Origin of the sequence: Marinobacter fuscus, assembly GCF_003007675.1 — a bacterium.
In the GTDB taxonomy this organism is placed as follows: domain Bacteria; phylum Pseudomonadota; class Gammaproteobacteria; order Pseudomonadales; family Oleiphilaceae; genus Marinobacter; species Marinobacter fuscus.
In genome coordinates this window covers 63,180-78,064 of the sequence record NZ_PXNP01000096.1, presented here as the reverse complement: position 1 = coordinate 78,064, position 14,885 = coordinate 63,180, and the positions used below count along the sequence as shown (strand labels likewise).

18 protein-coding genes are annotated in these 14,885 nt (G+C 58.3%); 5 read left to right on the top strand and 13 right to left on the bottom strand.

All coding sequences use genetic code 11. From position 1 onward, the window contains the following. Positions 1–196 precede the first annotated feature (196 nt). Positions 197–466, top strand: a complete 270-nt coding sequence (rpsT, locus tag C7H09_RS12885; protein ID WP_106763300.1) for a 30S ribosomal protein S20 — start codon at positions 197–199, stop codon at positions 464–466. A 67-nt stretch (positions 467–533) separates the two neighbouring features. Here the strand turns inward: rpsT and proB are convergent, their stop codons facing one another. The 4 genes from proB to rplU form a co-directional block, all read right to left on the bottom strand. Next, positions 534–1,658: a glutamate 5-kinase gene (proB, locus tag C7H09_RS12880; RefSeq protein ID WP_106763299.1), complete on the bottom strand. Its 1,125-nt coding sequence runs from the start codon at positions 1,656–1,658 to the stop codon at positions 534–536. Positions 1,659–1,687: 29 nt separating this feature from the next. Further along, entirely contained in the window at positions 1,688–2,878 is a 1,191-nt protein-coding gene (gene cgtA / locus C7H09_RS12875) for an Obg family GTPase CgtA (protein ID WP_106763297.1), read from the bottom strand. A 137-nt stretch (positions 2,879–3,015) separates the two neighbouring features. Next, positions 3,016–3,276 (bottom strand): 50S ribosomal protein L27, encoded by a 261-nt coding sequence (gene rpmA / locus C7H09_RS12870; protein WP_011784374.1) that lies wholly within the window; start codon positions 3,274–3,276, stop codon positions 3,016–3,018. Between the two features lie 35 nt (positions 3,277–3,311). Further along, positions 3,312–3,623 carry a 50S ribosomal protein L21 gene (gene rplU, locus C7H09_RS12865; RefSeq protein ID WP_106763295.1) on the bottom strand — a complete coding sequence of 104 codons (312 nt, stop codon included), beginning with the start codon at positions 3,621–3,623 and terminating at the stop codon, positions 3,312–3,314. A 241-nt stretch (positions 3,624–3,864) separates the two neighbouring features. On the opposite strand from rplU, the gene ispB reads away from it, so the two are divergent. After that, positions 3,865–4,833 (top strand): octaprenyl diphosphate synthase, encoded by a 969-nt coding sequence (gene ispB, locus C7H09_RS12860; RefSeq protein WP_106763292.1) that lies wholly within the window; start codon positions 3,865–3,867, stop codon positions 4,831–4,833. On the opposite strand, the gene C7H09_RS12855 is transcribed toward ispB, so the two are convergent. After that, a complete protein-coding gene (locus tag C7H09_RS12855; protein ID WP_106763290.1) occupies positions 4,826–5,812 on the bottom strand; it encodes a glutathione S-transferase family protein in 987 nt (328 codons plus the stop codon). The two genes, ispB and C7H09_RS12855, sit on opposite strands and share 8 nt — an antisense overlap. A gap of 113 nt (positions 5,813–5,925) precedes the next feature. Here C7H09_RS12855 and C7H09_RS12850 point away from each other — a divergent pair, with 113 nt between their 5' ends. Then, complete coding sequence (locus tag C7H09_RS12850) at positions 5,926–6,846, top strand: LysR substrate-binding domain-containing protein (protein WP_106763288.1); 921 nt, start codon at positions 5,926–5,928, stop codon at positions 6,844–6,846. Between the two features lie 84 nt (positions 6,847–6,930). Further along, positions 6,931–8,457: a wax ester/triacylglycerol synthase family O-acyltransferase gene (locus C7H09_RS12845; RefSeq protein ID WP_106763286.1), complete on the top strand. Its 1,527-nt coding sequence runs from the start codon at positions 6,931–6,933 to the stop codon at positions 8,455–8,457. Here the strand turns inward: C7H09_RS12845 and C7H09_RS12840 are convergent. Then, positions 8,437–9,087 (bottom strand): DUF2057 family protein, encoded by a 651-nt coding sequence (locus C7H09_RS12840; RefSeq protein WP_106763284.1) that lies wholly within the window; start codon positions 9,085–9,087, stop codon positions 8,437–8,439. The two genes, C7H09_RS12845 and C7H09_RS12840, sit on opposite strands and share 21 nt — an antisense overlap. 262 nt (positions 9,088–9,349) lie before the next feature. On the opposite strand from C7H09_RS12840, the gene C7H09_RS12835 reads away from it, so the two are divergent. Further along, positions 9,350–9,553, top strand: coding sequence for a DUF6316 family protein (locus C7H09_RS12835; protein WP_106763282.1), 204 nt, complete (start codon positions 9,350–9,352; stop codon positions 9,551–9,553). Between the two features lie 20 nt (positions 9,554–9,573). Here the strand turns inward: C7H09_RS12835 and C7H09_RS12830 are convergent, their stop codons facing one another. The 7 genes from C7H09_RS12830 to nrdR all read right to left on the bottom strand — a co-directional run bounded on the left by C7H09_RS12830 (position 9,574) and on the right by nrdR (position 14,857). Continuing rightward, on the bottom strand, positions 9,574–10,101 hold the full coding sequence (locus tag C7H09_RS12830; protein ID WP_106763280.1) for a phosphatidylglycerophosphatase A family protein: 528 nt from the start codon (positions 10,099–10,101) through the stop codon (positions 9,574–9,576). Continuing rightward, on the bottom strand, positions 10,098–11,045 hold the full coding sequence (thiL, locus tag C7H09_RS12825) for a thiamine-phosphate kinase (RefSeq protein ID WP_106763278.1): 948 nt from the start codon (positions 11,043–11,045) through the stop codon (positions 10,098–10,100). The genes C7H09_RS12830 and thiL overlap by 4 nt, the downstream gene beginning before the upstream one ends. A gap of 3 nt (positions 11,046–11,048) precedes the next feature. Beyond that, the gene (gene nusB / locus C7H09_RS12820; protein WP_106763277.1) at positions 11,049–11,525 is read right to left on the bottom strand and encodes a transcription antitermination factor NusB; all 477 of its coding nucleotides are present in this window, start codon (positions 11,523–11,525) and stop codon (positions 11,049–11,051) included. Beyond that, complete coding sequence (gene ribH / locus C7H09_RS12815) at positions 11,525–12,001, bottom strand: 6,7-dimethyl-8-ribityllumazine synthase (RefSeq protein ID WP_106763275.1); 477 nt, start codon at positions 11,999–12,001, stop codon at positions 11,525–11,527. The genes nusB and ribH overlap by 1 nt, the downstream gene beginning before the upstream one ends. Positions 12,002–12,049: 48 nt before the next feature. Further along, the gene (gene ribBA, locus C7H09_RS12810) at positions 12,050–13,165 is read right to left on the bottom strand and encodes a bifunctional 3,4-dihydroxy-2-butanone-4-phosphate synthase/GTP cyclohydrolase II (RefSeq protein ID WP_106763273.1); all 1,116 of its coding nucleotides are present in this window, start codon (positions 13,163–13,165) and stop codon (positions 12,050–12,052) included. Positions 13,166–13,226: 61 nt separating this feature from the next. Continuing rightward, positions 13,227–14,342: a bifunctional diaminohydroxyphosphoribosylaminopyrimidine deaminase/5-amino-6-(5-phosphoribosylamino)uracil reductase RibD gene (ribD, locus tag C7H09_RS12805; RefSeq protein WP_106763271.1), complete on the bottom strand. Its 1,116-nt coding sequence runs from the start codon at positions 14,340–14,342 to the stop codon at positions 13,227–13,229. After that, the gene (gene nrdR / locus C7H09_RS12800; RefSeq protein ID WP_106763269.1) at positions 14,339–14,857 is read right to left on the bottom strand and encodes a transcriptional regulator NrdR; all 519 of its coding nucleotides are present in this window, start codon (positions 14,855–14,857) and stop codon (positions 14,339–14,341) included. Before nrdR ends, ribD begins: the two co-directional genes overlap by 4 nt. Between the last annotated feature and the right edge of the window lie 28 nt (positions 14,858–14,885).

Sequence of the window (14,885 nt, the reverse complement as noted above, 5' to 3'; positions counted from 1 at the left end):
TCACAGGCACAAGGCCTTGAACAACGATCGCGGAGTGTATCACAGGGCTTGCAAAGCAAGGGATAAACCACACGCCAACCTTGACATTTGAGGCATTCAGCGGCATAGTTCCGCGTCATTTATTCCGACGCGCTGGGTTTTGGCGCGCCTGCGATGTAACAGTTTCTTTATAGCAACGAATTTCAGGAGTTTTACGGTGGCAAATACCCCGCAAGCCAAAAAGCGCGCTCGTCAGAACGAGAACAACCGCAAGCACAACGCCAGCCTGCGTTCCATGGCACGTACCTACATGAAAAAAGTTGACGCCAAGATCAAGGCTGGCAACTACGAAGAAGCCCAGGAAGCCCTGAAAGTGGCTCAGCCGATCATGGACAGCATGGTCAACAAAGGCATCTTCACCAAGAACAAGATTGCTCGCCACAAGAGCCGCATGAACGCCAAGATCAAAGCTCTGAAAGCTGCCTGAATCTTGCGCTCATAAAAAAACCGGCTTGCGGGCCGGTTTTTTTGTGCCTGAAAAAAAGCGGAAAAGGTTAGACCACCACCAAATTATCCCGATGCACGATTTCCTCATCGGAGACATAACCCAAGACTTCCACAATCCGATCGCTGGATCGCCCTGCGATGGCACGCGCCTCATCGGCGTCGTAATTCACCAGACCGCGCGCAACTTCCCTGCCCTGCGGGTCGACACAGGACACCATCTCGCCCCGGCGAAACTGCCCTGCCACCGCCTTCACGCCTACCGGCAACAAGCTTCGACCACCCAGGCGCAACACGTTCACTGCGCCATCGTCCAGAGTCAACGTACCCCGGGTCTGCAAATGACTGGCAATCCACTGCTTGCGGGCCGCCATCCGCCCCTGATCCGGCAACAGCAAGGTTCCGATCAGCTCACCCTGGCGCAACCGGGTAATCGCCTGTTCAATACGCCCGCCCACAATGACCGTGAAGGCGCCGGAACGGGCCGCCAAGCGGGCCGCCCTCAACTTCGTTTGCATACCACCCCGGCCCAAGGCACCGGCACTGCCTCCAGCCATGGCATCCAGCTCACGATCTTCGGCCCGACGCTGAGTCACCAGTACCGCGTCGGCGTGCTTGCGCGGGTCTTTATCAAACAAACCCAGCTGATCGGTCAGAATGATCAGGCCATCGGCCTCGATCAGGTTGGCCACCAATGCCCCCAGGGTATCGTTGTCACCGAAACGGATTTCATCGGTGACCACCGTATCGTTTTCATTCACAATCGGCACCACCCCGTAATCCAGCAGAGTGCGCAGCGTGCTTCGGCCATTCAGGTAACGTTTGCGATCCGATAAATCATCGTGGGTCAGCAGGATCTGGGCGGTGTGAATATCGTGGCGCTTGAACTGGGCCTCCCAGGTTTGCACCAGGCCCATTTGCCCCACGGCCGCTGCGGCCTGCAACTCATGCAAGTGCTGCGGCCGCACCGCCCAACCGAGACGACTCATACCCTCAGCTACGGAACCGGACGACACCACCACCACTTCAACACCCGAGGCAATCAATCCCGCAATCTGATCCACCCACAAACCCAGCGCCGCGACATCCAGGCCTTTGCCATCGTCGGTTAACAGGGCACTGCCAATCTTCACCACCAGGCGGCGAGCCTGTTTTAACGGGAGGCGTTCACTCATGGTACGGGTAGATCTCGCTGGTCTCTGGTTTATTCGGGGGCGTACACCACTTCAACGTCGTAATCATCGTCGTCGAAGTCGTCATCATCGTCTTCCCGGGCGGCTCGACGCGCCTGACGGTCCGACTCAATCTTGCGGCGGGCCTCTTCATCCATCTGCCGGCGGCGCTCAGCCTCCTGCTCGGCAAACTCAGGGTTATCCGCTTCCTGTTCGGCCTGCTCTTCAATCCAGCGCATCACCGCCTGAACCAGCGGCTTGGTGCCTTCGCCGCTGAGTGCGGAAATGCGGAACACCGGGCCTTCCCAGCCCAGCTCGTCGACAATCGCCTGACAATGAGCCTCGCGCTCTTCTTCGGCCACCATGTCGACCTTGTTCAACACCAGCCAGCGAGGACGATTCGCCAGCGTCTCACTGAATTTCTCCAGTTCACCCGCGATCGCTTTAACCGCGGCAGTTGGCGAGGAACCGTCATAAGGCGCCACATCCACCAGGTGCAACAACAAACGGGTGCGCACCAGGTGCTTCAGGAAGCGAATCCCAAGGCCCGCGCCCTCCGCAGCGCCTTCGATGAGCCCGGGAATGTCGGCGATCACAAAACTCTGATGCGCCTGGACACTCACCACACCCAGGTTTGGTACCAGAGTGGTAAACGGATAGTCCGCCACTTTCGGCCGGGCCGCAGACACCGATCGGATAAAAGTAGACTTTCCGGCATTCGGCAACCCCAGCAGCCCCACGTCCGCCAGCACTTTCAGCTCCAGGCGAAGGTTTCTCACTTCACCTTCCGAGCCCTTGGTGGTCTGACGGGGCGCGCGGTTCACCGAAGATTTGAAACGGGTGTTACCCAGACCATGAAAACCGCCCTGGGCCACTTTCAGGCGCTGCCCCTCTTTGGTGAGATCCCCAAGCACTTCATGGGTATCCATATCGACCACCGTGGTACCAACCGGTACCGGCAACACCAGGTCATCGCCTTTGATGCCGGTACAGTTGCGCCCGGCACCCGGCTCGCCATTGCGCGCCTTGTGCTTACGCTGGAACCGGTAGTCAATCAGCGTATTGAGCGCGCTGTCCGCCTCAAGGTAAACGGAGCCGCCATCCCCGCCGTCGCCGCCATCGGGGCCGCCCTTGGGAACGTACTTTTCACGCCGGAAACTCAGGCAACCATGCCCGCCTTTACCGGCTTCAACAATGATGGTGGCTTCGTCTACAAATTTCATACGCCAAAATGCCTTTGCAAAAACTAAAAAGCCCCGCAGCCTCAAGGAAGCTTTGCGGGGCTCCGGGCTCGCCTGAGAACTGACTAAATCAGCCTATCAGACAAACCCAAGGTTCAACAGAACCGGATCGCCGCTGCTTACGCAGCCGGAACGATGCTAACGAACTTGCGGTTCTGCGGGCCTTTGGTCTCGAACTTCACCTGACCTTCCGCTTTCGCGAACAGGGTGTGGTCCTTACCAATACCTACGTTACTGCCAGCGTGGAAACGAGTACCGCGCTGACGAACGATGATGCTGCCTGCAGATACGCTTTCGCCGCCGTAGCGCTTGACACCAAGTCGTTTCGACTCGGAATCGCGACCGTTACGGGTACTACCTGCTGCCTTTTTATGAGCCATTACCAGCCTCCTTCTTTAAGGGGTCGCCCCGGGACTTAGCCCTGGATACCCGTGATCTTGACTTCAGTAAACCACTGACGGTGGCCCTGACGCTTCATGGAATGCTTACGACGACGGAACTTGATGATCTGAACCTTGTCGTGACGACCATGGCTAACCACTTCCGCAGTCACCTTGGCACCGTCTACCACCGGAGCGCCAACTTTTACGTTGTCGCCATCGGCTACCAGCAAAACGCGATCGAACTCAACGGAACCGCCGGTTTCAACTTCCAGCTTTTCCAGCTTCAGAGTTTCGCCTTCTTTAACACGGTGCTGCTTACCACCGCTTACAATAACTGCGTACATTCATAGTCTCCGCGATTGACCCATCCCTGCTCTTATCCACCTGGTTCTAAGGGAAGCGCTTTGGCGACCCTATTGCAGGGAGCGCAGGTTGGGATGAGTTGGGCGCGTGATTGTACGAAAAGCCGCCGTTCAATACAACCCGCATTATTGCTCAAGTTGACACTGTAAGCAGCAATACCTAGCATTGCCGCGACCTGCCCGAAAACTCAACAGAACCACCAGCAAGGGACTACTTGGCCCCATGACAGCCCAACGCATCTACGACACCGTAGCGGATGATTTCAACCGCGTGAACGATCTCATCATCAGGCGGCTCGCTTCCGATGTTCCATTGGTGGAAAAGATTGCCCAGTACATCATTGAAAGCGGCGGCAAACGACTGCGCCCCCTGCTGGTATTGCTGTCCAGCCAGGCGGCCGGGTATCGGCATGACGATCACCTGAAACTGGCCGCAGTGATCGAATTCCTGCATACCGCCACCCTGCTTCATGACGACGTTGTCGACACCTCCGATATGCGCCGCGGCCGCAGCACCGCTAATGCCAAATGGGGCAATGCCCCCAGTGTTCTGGTGGGCGACTTCCTTTACGCCCGGGCCTTTGAAATGATGGTGGAGCTCGAAAGCCTGCCGATAATGAAGGTGCTGTCCCATGCCACGGCCGTGATTGCCGAGGGCGAGGTGATGCAGTTGATGAACGTGAAAAACCCAGACCTGACCGAAGGGCAGTACATGGAGGTTATTCACAACAAAACGGCCATGTTATTCGAAGCCGCTTCCCACACCGGCGCGTTGCTGGCGGGTGCCAATCCGGAGCAGGAAACCGCGCTGCAGGACTACGGCAAGCATCTGGGCCTCGCCTTCCAACTGGTTGACGACGTGCTCGACTACCAGGGCGATGCCGAGGCCATGGGCAAAAACGTAGGCGACGATCTGGCGGAAGGCAAAACCACCCTACCCCTGATTTATGCCATGGCAACCGGCAGCGAAGAAGATCGCCAACTGATTCGTCAGGCCATCCGCAAGGGCGGTCTGGACGACCTGCCCCGAGTACTGGACATTGTCCGAACCTCCGGCGCTATTGAGTACACCCTGACCAAGGCCCGGGAACAGGCGAAACAGGCGCTTGATTTGCTTGCCCGCCTGCCGGACTCCGAACACCGCACAGCCCTCAAACTGCTGACCGAAGTCGCGGTTGCCCGGGTTAGCTGAGATGGCCTCGCCCATGGGGGGCACTAAAATCCAACTGTGGTCCCACCGGCACAATTCCGGTGGGGTTCACGGTTCGCTGGCTGACGTAGTAATGTCGCTTGATCTGCTCGATATCCACGGTCTCCGCCACCCCTGGCACCTGATACAACTCCCGCAGGTACCCTGACAGGTTTGGATAGTCACGAATCTGCTTCAGATTGCACTTGAAGTGACTGTAATAGACGGCATCAAAACGGATTAAAGTGGTGAACAGGCGCCAGTCCGCTTCGGTGATGACACCGCCCGCCAGATAGCGAGTATCCGCCAACCGCTGCTCCAACCAATCCAGGGATTCGAACAGGGCCTTGAATGCACTCTCGTACTTGTCCTGGGCGGTGGCAAACCCGGCTTTGTATACACCGTTATTGACCGTGTGGTAGACCCGCTCGTTGATTTCATCAACCCCGGCTCTCATCGTTTGCGGATAGAAATCCTGCTCCGCCACCACCCCCGGCAGACCATCAAAGGCTGAATTGAACATCCGGATAATATCCGCCGACTCATTGCTGACAATGGTCTGGCGCTCCTTGTCCCAGAGCACAGGCACCGTTACCCGTCCGGTATAGTCACCGGCGGCACGGGTGTATATCTGATGCAGATACTGCGCGCCGTAGCGATGGTCGCGATGAGCCTCTTGCCCGGGCCGGAACTCCCAACCGTTCTCCAGCATATCCGGGTGCACCACCGACACCGAGATGTGGCTTTCCAGCCCTTTGAGCTTGCGGAAAATCAGCGTGCGATGCGCCCAGGGGCAGGCCATGGACACATACAGATGATAACGGCCGCTTTCGGCCGGAAAACCTCCGTCACCGGATGGCCCCGCCACTCCATCGGCCGTCACCCAGTTGCGAAACCGTGCTGCCTCGCGCTCGAACTTGCCACCGGTCTTGTCGGTGTCGTACCACTGATCGTGCCACTGCCCCTCAATCAAAAGTCCCACAACTATCCCCCTTGGGGTCAGACCCCACCTTGTTTTTCATAGAGACAGGCTATCGGTTGTCCTGCTAGGCTGATAGCAAGCATTTCTGGCAAACACTTTCAGATAATTCGAACATGCATACCGCGATCACCATCGACGCTTTGAAGGTACTGGACGCCATCGACCGCAAAGGCAGTTTTGCCGGGGCGGCGGCGGCGCTTTTCCGGGTGCCTTCGGCCATCAGCTATACCGTACAGAAGCTCGAGGAAGACCTGAACGTCAGCATCTTTGATCGTTCCGGGCACAAAGCCGTACTGACCCCGGCCGGGCGCTATCTGCTGGATGAAGGGCGCTCCCTGCTGGCCGCAGCGGAAAATCTGGCCCATACCACCCGGCAGGTGGCCCAGGGTTGGGAGACCCGGCTACGAATCGGCTTCAATGCACTGCTGCCCGCTGAATGCCTGTTTCCAGCCATTCAGGATTTTCTGCAACTGGGTGTGCCGGTTGAAGTGCAGATCATCGAGGAAGTCTTTGCCGGTGCCTGGGACGCGCTGCAAAGCCGGCGCGTGGATCTGGTGGTCGGTGCCGACCAGCTCAGCAAACCCGCAGGGAGCTTCGCTACCCGCAAACTGGGAGAGATTCCGTTTGTGTTCGCGGTCGCCCCCCGGCATCCCCTGGCCAGCACAAGCGCCCCGCTTTCGGACAACGAAATCGCCCGCTATACCTCGGTCGCCGCAGCGGACACCTCCCGCACTCTACCTCCCGGGCATGCCGGGATCTTCCAGCGCCAGCACACCCTGACGGTAACCAATATCGACCAGAAAATTGCCGCTCAGGAAGCCGGGTTGGGCGTTGGCTGGCTACCAACCCCCCGCGTGGCGGAGGCACTCGCAGCTGGCCGCCTGGTGGCCAGAGAAGTGGAGAACCCCAGGTCGAGCGTGGCGGTTTACCTGGCGCGCCACGAGACCGACCAAGGCAAGGCACTGATGTGGTTCTGGGATAGACTGACCAGTGACGAAGGCCTCACAAAGTGGCTGCAACCCTCCCCCGTGTGAGGCACGAGGGTCAACCCCGGGGCATCGCCCGAGGGGTATACTGGCACCCCTGACGAATTCGCCAACCACCAAGGAGCGCGCGGTATGCGCCAGCTATCGGAACTGGACGCCTCGTTTCTGTACCTGGAATCAGACACCACGCCGATGCACATCGGCGGCATTTATCTGTTCGATGCCAGCGGCCTGGCCAGCCCGTTGGCATTCAGCACTTTCGTAGCCTATCTACGCAGCCGCCTGCATGTGTCACCGCTGTTTCGCCAGAAGCTCCGAAAAATCCCTTTCAAACTCGGCCGGCCCTACTGGATAGACGATGCAGACTTCAGTGTTGAACGCCACCTGGCCCATGTAAGCCTTGGCGCACGGGGAACCCAACAGGGGCTGATGACGCTGGCATCAAAGATCCTGGAGGAACGCCTGAGGCAGGATCGCCCGCTCTGGCACATAACGTTTGTCGACGGATTCAGTATCGAGACACCGGAGGGAGAAAAAGCGGGCTTTGCCCTGATCGTGAAGTTACACCACGCCGCCATCGACGCTTTCAGCGGCGAAGAAATTATGGCAAAGCTGCTGGAATATTCACCCACACCCAGGCCCATACCGCCACCCCAGCCCTGGCACCCCGGAGAACCTCCCTCGGAAGAACGCATTGCCCTTCAGGCAAGCGCCAACGTGCTGAAAACGCCGCTGCAGTTGGCGTCTCTGGCCTACAGCGCAGCTGGTGCAACAACCCGTGGCCTGATTCAGCGGCAACTGCACAAGATACCGCTGTCACTGCCGGTATTCACCGCGCCCCATAGCCCGTTTAACCGGCAAATTACGGCAAACCGGCGCATCGTCTCTGCCAGCATTGAGCTGGCCAGGCTGAAAGCCATAAAGAGTGCGTTGGGCGGGGTGACACTCAACGATGTGGTGCTCGGGTTATGTGCCGAGACTCTACGGGTCTACCTGACCCGGGCAAACGTGGCCGTCGACCGCTCCCTGGTCGCCATGACCCCGATTTCGGTGCGCTCAAGCAGTTTGCGACGGGCAACAGGCAACCAAATGTCCGCCATGCTGCTGGATCTGGCCACCATCGAACCGGATCCGGCACGCCGGATACGGAAGATTCACCAGAACGCCGTGTCTTCGGAGCCCTACCGCGAAGCGATTGCCGCAGACCGGCTCACCGAACTGGTGCCGTCCACCTTGCTGGCCCTGTCGGCTCGGCTGTATTCGGAATTCCAGGTCGCCCAGCGCTATCAGCCATTGTTCAATCTGCCCATCACCAATGTCCCCGGTCCACAGGTACCTCTGTACCTGCAGGGGACCAGACTGATACAGCAGTTCAACAGCGCACCACTTTTCGACAGCTTGGGTATGGTGATTGTTGCGGTCAGCTACCAGGGACAACTCACGTTAAACTTTACCCTGTGTCCGGACGTGGTGCCTGACAGCCACTGTCTTCCGGAGCTGGTGTTAAATAGCCTGGCAGCCATAGAACTAGCTGCCAGGAATCTGGAATCCGGCTCCGCCGATATGGACGGGCCGCCAGAGCCACCGAGCCTGACGGGCGACCTGCTAAATTATCTTGAGAAATTACTGAAGTTCAGATTATTCAAAGGCCCACCTTAAGAACGCTTTTTTCTCGTCTTCTGAGGCTTGCGCCCAGATTGCCTTCAGGCGGGCCAATGGTGCGGTGGGTTCTTCGGTATCTTGTGCTTCAGCAGAGATGCCGGAACTCAAGGCAGGTACCCGTGCCTCTGCCGGTTGCTCACCCTCTTTCCAGTGCCGGGAGCGGGCGACTTCCTTGCCGTCACTGGCAACAATGGCAGCATGGAAGCTCTCTTTCATCGCCTCGGCCTGTCGGCGGCTGCCCGGTTCTTCAAACTCGAAACGGTAAACCTCACCAGAAACTGCCTCGAACTGCACAGCGCGGGGGCCACTTTCAACGATGTGTACCTTCGGTTCTCCGTTCTTGACCACACTGTTCTTCGCCCAGATGGTCTTGTAGTTGAATACCACCTGGTTTTGACCAGGCAGCAAGCCATAGTCCAGCGCCAGGTCATCCAGCAAAAAATTGCTCATTTGCCGCCCGTTCACCTGAATCACTTCTATAGCGCCCGGCGCTTTGAGCACAGCCGGCGTGGCTGTTCCCGCGTCACCTTCCCAGGTATCGACCTGTGTTACCGATGATGCACAGCCAGCCAGTGCGGCCAGCGAAACAATCACCAGCCACCTGAAACCCCGAAATACCTGATACATAAACTATTAGCTCCTGTTCGGTCAGTGAGGGCACTCTGAACATACCCATGGGGAAGCAATCGCACGTATTCTGCAGAGGCCCGCCGCATCAGACAAGGCTTAAGGGCCGGATTGAACCGGTTATCGAAGTATTCCGACCACCGGCGCTAAGACAGAATGTAAAAAAAAGTTGAATTCGCCAGGAATTGGTTTAATTTTAAACAAATCGGCCAATACAATACGTCGCCCGAGAAGAAAAGAACAAGTGGGCTCAGGAGATACCATGGACACTCAATGCCGAACCGGCGAACAGGGCCCTGTTCCGTTCCGCAGCAGCCGCTTTTTCTGTGTCGGGAGCAAATGGTATTTCACCACCCGGGAAGGGTTCGACAGCGGGCCGTTCGCCTCCCGGGAACGGGCCGAAATCGGTTTACGCCGGTTTCTGCACGTGGTTCGCCTGTTACCGGAAGAGCAATCCGTACACTGACCCAGAGGTCGACTTCGTTATCACACCAGATAAGGCATCACCCAGGTATCAATAGCCCACAGGCTCGCCAAAGCCATTGCTCCTGCAACCACATCATCAACCATAATGCCCAGGCCACCCGGCAAGCGCTCATCAAGCCAGTTGATTGGCCAGGGTTTCCAGACATCAAACAAACGAAAAAGCATAAACGCCATCATCACGCCATAGATCTGATCCGGCATTAAACCGAGGGCGATCCACATTCCAACAAACTCGTCCCAGACAATGCCTCCGTGATCATGGACTTTCAGATCTTCGGCGGTTTTTCCACACAGCCAGATACCCACAAAGAATGCCGCCAACACAATCAACCAATACCCGATCGGGGGCACCCAGGCGAACAGGTACCATACCGGTATCGCGGCAAGACTACCCCAGGTGCCGGGCGCCTTTGGTGCCGCTCCGCTGCCACACCCGAACGCCAGAAAGTGTACGGGGTTCCGGAGAAAGCCCGGCGGCAGCACTATGCGAACCGAATCCGGCTCCTGCATCAGGTCGTCGTCGCTCATTGTGATCTCCTGAAGTGATCGAAACCCGCCCCTATCGGCAGGTGACGGCCGGTCAGTTCAATACCAGGCTCTTCGGTAATCAAACCGATCACCGTAAGCTGCTGCCGAGTGCCCGGTGGCAGCTGCTCAAATGCCCCAGGAGCCAGAGTAACGCACAACTCGTAATCGTCACCTGCAGTCAGCGCAAGATCCGTGGCTTGGGCGCCTTTCAGCGCCACCAGCTCATCCATTATTGGCAGAGATGCGGGCTCAACGCTGGCGCCCACCCCAGACGCCTGCAGAATATGCCCCAAATCTGCCAACAACCCATCAGATATATCAATCGCTGCTGACGCATGACAAGCCAACGCCTGCCCTAGCGCCAGCTTCGGTTGCGGATGGTGATAGCGTGCCAGGATCGCCTGCTGCAGAGCATCAGGGGCGGCGGTATCCAGAAAGTCCAGTGCGGCACCGGCGGCACCGAGGGTACCACTGACACAGACGAGGTCTCCTGGCCGGGCACCGGAACGGCAAAGCGCCTTGCCCCGGCTAACCGTGCCGTGCACCTGAATCGACAATGCCATTGGCCCCCGGGTGGTATCACCACCGGCCAGCGCCAGGCCGAATGCACCGGCTGCTTTGGCCAGGCTGGCAGCGAAGCCTTCAAGCCAGTGGCTGTCTACCGAAGGCAATGTGAGCGCGAGAGTGAAACAGGCAGGGCTGGCTCCCATTGCGGCAAGATCACTGGCAGCAACTGCCAGCGAACGCCAACCCAGATGCTCCGGGGAGTAGTCGCGGGGAAAGTGGACGCCCTCAACGAGGGTATCCACCGAAAATACAAGATCCTGGCCCGGCTCAATACGCTGTATTGCACAGTCATCACCGGGCCCGAGAATCAGCTGATTGTGCCGGGTGCTTTCGGCCAGCGGCTGGAAATACTGCCGGATCAGCTCGAACTCACCCATACCTCAGCGAGGGCGCGTCTCTGCCAGACGCAATCGCCGGCTGAGCTTGTCGAGAATGCTGTTGACGAACTTGTGGCCCTCGGTACCGCCAAAACGCTTGGCCATTTCGATGCCCTCGTTGATCACCACCTTGTAGGGAACATCGATGCGGTATTTCAGTTCATAAGCACCCAACCGGACAATCGCCAGCTCCACAGGGTCTACTTCAGCAAGAGGCCGGTCAAGGAAAGGCTCCACCAGCTGATCCAGCTCTGCCTGCTGACGGTGCACACCTCTGAGCAGGTCCCGGAAGTACATCAGATCCACTTTGCTCATGTCATTATCGACCATGAACTCGGCTTCAATATCCGAAATCGGTGTTTTACTGAAATGCCTCTGGTACAGGCCCTGCATGGCCAGTGCCCGGGCCCGGCGACGATCGCCTGCCTTGGGCTGACCGGTTTTCCCCGGTTGGGGAGAGCTATCACCTGCTTCGCTCATTACTCACCCAATTTCTTGAACAAACTGACCATTTCCAGGGCAGTAATCGCAGCTTCGGCGCCTTTGTTTCCGGCTTTGGTGCCGGAACGCTCGATGGCCTGCTCGATAGAATCCACCGTCAACACACCAAAGGTAACCGGTACATCGGTTTCCAGGCTGACGGCGCCCAATCCACTGGAGGCTTCACCCGCAACATACTCAAAGTGCGGTGTCCCACCGCGGATAACCGCTCCCAGGGCAATGATGGCATCATAGTCAGACGTTTCCGCAACCCGCTTTACGGCAAGCGGCATCTCGTAGGCACCAGGCACACGAATAATGGCAATGTCGTCATCAGAAATACCGTGGCGGCGCAGCGTATCTACGGCACCTTCAACCAGGCTTTCTACAACGAAACCGTTAAACCGACCAACGACCAATGCGTAACGGCCGCTGCACCGGGTGAAATCACCTTCAATTACTTTGATATCTGCCATCTCGGGCTCCTTGACGGGCCACCGCAACATTCGCAGCAGCCGGGTTTATCATTCGGGGGCGTAGGGAACATACTCCACCACTTCCAGATCGAAACCGGAGATGGCAGAGAATTTGACCGGCGGGCTCAAGAGTCGCATTTTGCCCACGCCCAGATCCCTCAGAATCTGGGAACCGGTACCCACCGTAAAGTAGACGCCGGAGCTACCTTTACCAGACGAACCCTGCCCCTTATCGAAAAATTCCTGGATCCGGTCTTCCAGGTTGTAACTGTCTTCTGCACTGTTCAACAGCACCACCACGCCCTGCCCTTCGCGGGCAATCCGCTCAAGCGCATGATGCAACGGCCAGCTGCGGGAGTCCTTGCGGCGAGCACCCAGCAGGTCACGGAGAGTATCAGTAATATGTACCCGCACCACCACCGGCTGATCCGGGTTGATGTCGCCCATAACCATCGCCAGGTGAGTTGCTCCCTGAATATTGTCGCGATAGGTATGCAGTTTGAACACGCCGTATTCGGTATCCAGTTCATTCTGCTCCACGCACTCTACGGTGCGCTCATTCATGGTGCGGTAATGAATCAGATCCGCGATGGTGCCGATTTTGAGGCCATGATCCTCGGCAAACTGCTCCAGATCCGGCCGACGGGCCATAGAGCCGTCGTCGTTCATGATTTCGCAGATCACACCGGCAGGCTCACACCCGGCCAGAGCGGCCAGATCGCAAGACGCTTCGGTATGGCCAGCCCGGCTGAGTACGCCGCCGGGATCCGACATCAACGGAAAAATATGACCCGGCTGCACCAGATCTGTGGCCCTGGCGTTGCGGGCAACGGCCGCCTGCACGGTTCGCGCACGGTCGGCCGCCGAGATACCGGTTGTCACACCCTCGCGGGCTTCAATAGACAAGGTGAACTTGGTGCCGAACCCCGAAGCGTTCTGTTGCACCATCAGAGGCAGCCCCAGCTGTTCGCAACGTTGTCGCGTCATCGGCATACAGATAAGGCCGCGACCAAATTTCGCCATGAAATTGATGGCTTCGGGAGTGCAATGCTCCGCTGCCATAACCAGGTCGCCCTCGTTCTCGCGGTCTTCGTCATCCATCAGGATAACCATCTTACCCTGGCGAATGTCTTCGATGATTTCTTCAATGCTGTTCAGTGCCATACGATTCTGCACCCTGTCGCACCGTTTGGCTGATCGCCAATCCGGGCAGTGTATTGATTGTTTAGTGGCGGACAAGAATCAGGCGCTGATCCTCGCCTACCTGGCGACGATCCCGAACCTTCCATTGCACCTTGTCGGCCATGGTATCCAGAGGTAAATGGGCTGTCGGCCGGCCAGAGCTGCCCAGAAACACCGGCGCCTGGTATAACCACAACTCATCTACCAGATTTTCCCGGATAAAGGTGCCCGCCAGCGTGGGGCCCGCCTCTACCAGCAATTCGTTGATCCCCAGCTCTCCCAGGGCATCGAGTAACTCGGCAACATCCACGCCGTTGTCTTTCCAGGCAACACCGTTCAGGCTGATTCCCAGCGCAGCCAGATCCTGTGCCGACGATGTCGCCAGTGCGGAACTGGCACAGAAAACCCGAACATTTCCACCCCGAAGGATGCGTGCACTGGCGGGCGTGCGGGCATCTCTGTCGGCAATAACCCGCAGCGGCTGCCTTGATGGGTCTGTTGCATCGCCAATATCGCCCATTTCATCCCGGCGCACGGTCAGGGAGGGGTCATCCGCCAGCACAGTACCCACACCGGTAAGGATAGCGTCACTCATGGCCCGCAGCCGCTGCACATCCCGCCGGGCTTCAGGGCCGGTAATCCACTGGCTTTCACCGCTGGCCATGGCGGTTCGGCCATCCAGGCTTGCGGCCATTTTCAGTCGCACCCAGGGCCGCCCGGTGCGCATGCGCTTCATAAAGCCCGGGTTCAGACGGGCGGCCTCTTCGGCCATCAGCCCTTCTGTAACCGCTATCCCGGCATCCCGCAGCATGTCCAGCCCCCGCCCGGATACCGACGGATTAGGGTCTTTGGTGGCCGCAAATACATGCGCCACGCCTGCCTCAATCAGTGCCCTGGCACAAGGCGGCGTGCGACCGTAATGGCTACACGGCTCCAGCGTAACGTACGCTGTTGCGCCTCTGGCATCCTGACCGGGGCGACTCAACGCCCGCACCTCGGCGTGCGCTTCACCGGCACGTTCATGCCAGCCCTCGCCAACGATGCGACCCGCCTTGGCAATCACACAACCCACCCGAGGGTTCGGATGGGTTGAATACCGACCGCGCCAGGCCAGCTGGATAGCCCGGGCCATCATCGCCCGGTCACGGTCTGAAATCATACCTTGCCTTTGCCCGCCTCATCGCCTGCCAGGGCCCGGGCCACGTCTGCGGCCGTTTCGCCATTGCCGTGCGACAGACGCTCAATCTCTTCCTTGAATTCGTTGATGTCCTGGAAGCTGCGATAAACCGACGCAAACCGCACGTAGGCGACTTTGTCGAGCTGGCGCAGCTCGGTCATCACTTCCTCACCCAGCTTCATTGACTGAACCTCGCGTTCACCGGTCGAACGCAACCGATACTTGATGCGATTCAGAGCGGCATCAATTTCCTCGATACTGACCGGGCGCTTCTCCAAGGCTTTCATAATGCCTGCCCGCAGCTTGTCTTCATCGAACGGCTGGCGCACGCCATCCTGCTTCACCACACGGGGCATCACCAGCTCCGCGGTTTCAAAGGTGGTGAAACGTTCCCGACAAGACAAGCACTCCCTGCGGCGGCGCACCTGGTCGCCCTCTGCAACCAAGCGTGAATCGATCACTTTGGTATCCGCTTCACCACAGAAAGGACAATGCATAATTCAATGCTCCCGAAAACAAGGAACC